Source organism: Microcystis sp. M49636_WE2, assembly GCF_030065375.1.
Taxonomy (GTDB): domain Bacteria; phylum Cyanobacteriota; class Cyanobacteriia; order Cyanobacteriales; family Microcystaceae; genus Microcystis; species Microcystis aeruginosa_C.
Genome location: NZ_JASJFG010000100.1, coordinates 1 through 4,026, shown reverse-complemented (window position 1 = coordinate 4,026; position 4,026 = coordinate 1). Strand labels below are relative to the sequence as shown.

Here is a 4,026-nt window from a genome sequence, read left to right as displayed (position 1 = left end):
GGCATGAGACAATTAGTAGTTAAAACTATTGCCCCCGGAAACTTAGCAAATTCTTTAGTTTGATTTTGCCAGGCGGTGCCATAATGACCGTAGAGATGGGGATATTTTTCTTTGAGTTTTGGATAACCGTGGGCGGGTAATAATTCTCCGTGGGTGTAGACTGTTATCCCAGTATTGGCAGTTTGTGCCAGTAAAGCCGCTAATTGTTTAATATCATGGCCGGAGACTAAAATGGCTTTACCTAGACGCGGATTTAAGGGAACATTTGTCGGTATGGGATGACCGTAGGTTTCGGTATGACCTTGATCTAATAATTCCATGGCTCGCAGGTTTGCGGCCCCGACTTTTAGACAGATTGCCACCCAATCATTAAGGTTTAAATCTCCCCGGTCAATCGCCGCTAAAGTCTCTTGGATAACCTGATAAACTGAGTCATCCTCTTGACCTAATTCCTGAGCGTGGAAAGTATAGGAAGCCAGACCTTTAACTCCGTAGATAGCGGTTAACTTTAGGGAAAAAATATCGAGGTCTTGCACTTTTTCAATTAGTTCTAAGGATACTTCTTGACCTTGGCTGACTAGACTCTCATTAAAATTAGGCTGATAGTTAGCAAGTGCAGACCAGTCCAGCGATCCCAATTGTGCTTTTAAATTTTCCCGAATCTCTAAACAACGCTGAATATAATCGGTAAAACGTCTTTGATCGAAGTTAACATTGGTCATGGTGGCGAAAAGCGACTCGCAGGTAAAAATATCGGCTTCGCGAGTAGATATCGCCGCTTCTTTGGCTTTTAAAACCACCGATGCTAATCCCCGCAGACAATAAACTAATAAGTCTTGAACGGCGTTGACTTCGGGACTTTTTCCACAGGCTCCCCACTGATGACAACCATTACCACTAGCGGTTTGTTCGCATTGTTCACAAAACATAAGTTTTCTCTCTTTTTTCAGTAGATTGACAGATTGTTGCGATTTTTTTCTACTAAATTGAATTCTGCTTTTTTGAAAGTTAGTTATCGGCCTTCACCCGGCAGGAATTATGGATTTTACGACTGGAAAGCTTGTCTTGACAGCCTCTACTCTCTGAACTATGTTTTTATTCTCTCACTTTTTTTGCCAGTTGGGTTCTGATTTTAGATTTCCTCAAGAATTACTGATTAAACAATTATTTAGTTGTCTTATTAAATTAAGTATTTTTTGTGATTTTTATGATATAATGAGCGAGATTTTCGATTTTTAGGTGGGTATTTGCCAGTGTCATAGCAATCGGTCTCCTGATTAGGATAGAAAGTTGGAACTTAAGAGTTATTATCGCCTAACTGTGATGATGGGATTGCTTTCGACATAGATAGTTATCTCTTTTTTTATTTACTTAACTTAACCGATTATCTCGCCGAATCTACTCAAAATTTTTATCTGTTTTTGCCAGATCCTGATATTTGACATCAAGACTGATGAACGATTTATTTTATTAGTGGTATTCCGATATCTTTGCAGATTTTATTAGCGAGAATATCCCTAATTTCCGTATGTCTTGGAATCGCAGATCTTTTATTTAATTGGGGGTTAAACCACCAAGAATGGCTAGGACTTGCTGAAAAAGTACGGGCGAAGCATTCGGATAGAAAATCTACGGTTTCACCGATAGGTTATTGTCCGAATGCTTCGCCCCTACAGGACGCGGGCCGATGAAGACGCAAGGTTTTGAACGACGATTCTCTCAAAATCTTGCACCTGTGAGAGCAAAACAGAACCCTAAAACTCTTACCTCGTCTATATTTAACATTTATTCAGCAAGTCCTATCTACCAATCTATCTGAACAGGATATTTTGCTAATATTGAATCATGGCTAATCAGTCTAGCATTTTCAAGATTAGCTTGAGCAACTAACAAGCGGTCAAATGGATCTTTATGGATGTTAGGTAAAGTATTTAAAGCTAAAACATGGCTGACTGTAATTGATAAAAGGCCAATTTGGTTAGTTTCCTGCTGAGTATTAATCATTTCTGCTAAAGGTATCTTGAGTGATAGTTTACCTAGTTGTAGTTTGATTTGCATTTCCCAAATACTTGTAATACTAAGTAATAGCGTATTACTAGGATTTCTACACAGTTCTAAAGCTCTTTGAGAGAGTTTTTCTGGTTCGCTATCCCACCAAATAAATGTATGGGTATCTAAAAGAAATTTCATGATTCACCTGTCCAAAATTCTTCAGGAAGTGGCTCATCAAAATCTTCGCTAGTCCCAATTTTTCCAGCGTGTAGTCCTGGTTGTCGTAACTTAGGAGAAGGAGTTTCAGACGTTGTTTTTTCAGTATCTCCCCAAGGAATTAGACGAGCTACAGGCTTGTTTCCTTCGGTTATAATAATTTCAGTATCTACCTTTATTAAGGCAAGTAGTTCTTGTAAAGTTAACTGTACTTGATTGAGATCAATAGTTTTGTTTGACATGAATAATTTTCTCTCTTTATTTACTTCACAAAATAAAACAGGATTCAGTGATAACTGCCTCACAAGTTAATAAAGGTTTGGCAACTTTTTCCCATTGCTGAATTGACCAATTGTGATAATTATCACTCCGGTATGTCTTGGAATCGCAGATCTTTTATTTAATTGGGGGTTAAACTACCAAGAATGGCTAGGACTTGCTGAAAAAGTACGGGCGAAGATTCGGGCAATAACTTATCGCTGAAACCGTAGATTTCCTATCCGAATGCTTCGCCCCTACAGGACGTGATCAATAAACTGTTTGCGTTTCATACAACAATTTTCTCTTCTTGGTAGTTTCCCCTAGTAGCGGAAATTGCTTCCTGTTTATTCAATTCTAATGCTTCGCTAAGAGTAATTTTTAGGGTTTCTAATAACTGATCACGAGATGCTTCTTGACAGTTAACTCCCGGAATTTCTTCTATCCAACCAATCCACCAATCTCCGTCTGGCTGAATGATAGCTGTGTAGGTGTTAGTCATAGAATATCTCCTTAGCTAAAATACAAATATATATTATTATACTCGATTTAGGAAACTCTGAAACCGCTCATCTCCCCGAATCTGCTCAAAATCTTTATCTGTTTTCGCCATATCTTGATATTCGACATCAAGATTGATGGCGCTTTGTAAGTTTTCGATAGCTAATTCCACATTATTTTGTAAGCCATAACAGCAAGCTTTATTGTAGTAAGCATTAGCATGATTTGGATTAATTTTAATAGCACGATCACAAGATTCTAGTGCATCTTTATATCGTCCCATACAACTTAAAACATATCCTCGATTATCCCAAGCTTCATGCTTATCGGGTTTAATTTCTAAAGCTCGATCGTAGGATGCGATCTCTTCTTCAAATCTGCCTAAATTACCTAACGCAACCCCTCGGTTGTACCAAGCTTCATGCAAATCGGGTTTAATTTCTAAAGCTCGATCGTAGGATGCGATCGCTTCTTCAAATCTGCCTAAATCATCTAACGCACTCCCTCGGTTGTACCAAGCTTGATGGTCATCGGGTTTAATTTCTAAAGCTCGATCGTAGGATGCGATCGCTTCTTCAAATCTGCCTAAATCATCTAACGCAAACCCTCGGTTGTACCAAGCTTGATGGTCATCGGGTTTAAATTCTAAAGCTTTGTCGAAGGATGCGATCGCTTCTTCTAATCTGCCTAAATTACCTAACGCAAACCCTCGGCCGTACCAAGCTTGATGGCAATCGGGTTTAATTTCTAAAGCTTTGTCGTAAGAGGCGATCGCTTCTGCAAATCTGCCTAAATTACCTAACGCAAACCCTCGGTTGTACCAAGCTTGATGGTCATCGGGTTTAAATTCTAAAGCTTTGTCGAAGGATGCGATCTCTTCTTCAAATCTGCCTAAATTACCTAACGCAATCCCTCGGTTGTTCCAAGCTTCATGGTAATCGGGTTTAATTTCTAAAGCTCGATCGAAGGAGGCGATCGCTTCTGCAAATCTGCCTAAATTACCTAACGCAAACCCTCGGCCGTACCAAGCTTCATGGTCATCGGGTTTAATTTCTAAAG

Annotated in this window: 5 protein-coding genes; all 5 read right to left on the bottom strand. The window is 39.2% G+C overall.

Annotated features, from left to right (window positions below; translation table 11 throughout):
- Positions 1 to 929: hydroxylamine reductase (gene hcp / locus PX484_RS02345; RefSeq protein ID WP_288102750.1), on the bottom strand; the 929-nt coding region annotated here is incomplete at its 3' end.
- 874 nt (positions 930 to 1,803) lie between these two features.
- On the bottom strand, positions 1,804 to 2,190 hold the full coding sequence (locus PX484_RS02340) for a type II toxin-antitoxin system VapC family toxin (RefSeq protein ID WP_287766906.1): 387 nt from the start codon (positions 2,188 to 2,190) through the stop codon (positions 1,804 to 1,806).
- Positions 2,187 to 2,450: a type II toxin-antitoxin system Phd/YefM family antitoxin gene (locus tag PX484_RS02335; RefSeq protein WP_002796475.1), complete on the bottom strand. Its 264-nt coding sequence runs from the start codon at positions 2,448 to 2,450 to the stop codon at positions 2,187 to 2,189. The genes PX484_RS02340 and PX484_RS02335 overlap by 4 nt, the downstream gene beginning before the upstream one ends.
- 305 nt (positions 2,451 to 2,755) lie before the next feature.
- Complete coding sequence (locus PX484_RS02330; protein ID WP_104396960.1) at positions 2,756 to 2,968, bottom strand: hypothetical protein; 213 nt, start codon at positions 2,966 to 2,968, stop codon at positions 2,756 to 2,758.
- 36 nt (positions 2,969 to 3,004) lie between these two features.
- Positions 3,005 to 4,026: tetratricopeptide repeat protein (locus PX484_RS02325; protein ID WP_288102749.1), on the bottom strand; the 1,022-nt coding region annotated here is incomplete at its 5' end.